The organism is Oleiphilus sp. HI0117, from assembly GCF_001635235.1.
The window spans coordinates 1-568 of the sequence record NZ_LWGA01001199.1; the positions used below are offsets into that span (position 1 = coordinate 1).

General features: G+C 37.5%; 1 protein-coding gene. It reads left to right on the plus strand.

The window, feature by feature from the left end; genetic code table 11:
- A partial coding sequence (dptF, locus tag A3757_RS21030) for a DNA phosphorothioation-dependent restriction protein DptF (RefSeq protein WP_068740250.1) occupies nucleotides 1-568 on the plus strand: 568 nt, incomplete at both ends.

The following is a 568-nucleotide window of genomic DNA, read 5'->3' on the forward strand; positions in this document are numbered from 1 at the left end:
ACACGGATGCTCCTAGACTTCATATACTGCATCCTGACTGGACCGGGATATTTATTTGATAATCTATTTAATGGTGGAGATAACGAACTGCTAGGAGCGTTAGCAGAGTTTGATCCTAGCCTTATTAGAAACCGACAGCTTGATTTGTTTGTACTTCATCGTTCACTTGAATTTGAAGATGCTGGATATAGATTATTTATTGAAGAAGTTAAGAGTAAGTATGGGGTGTCTAAGAGCCAGTCTCCACCGTCGATGATCAGGTTTTTCTACTTACTAAAATATACTTCTTTAGATAACAACTACCACTTTGCTTTCAAAAAGTCATTTAACGAAGAATCGCAGCTACTCTATCGCAACATTTGGGAAAAACACAAAAACTACGCTGGTAATAGTGAAGATAAAAAAGTTCTGCGTACTTTCTACGACGACGTTATTTTCGCTGCGATTAACAAGCATGCGAATAGGAATGCTCCTTATCTTTCAAAAGATGAATTCTATATATCTTCTCATGGCGGATGTGATCTAGCATCTGAAATGGAGCTCAGTGTTGTTTATAAGTCTATCGAAG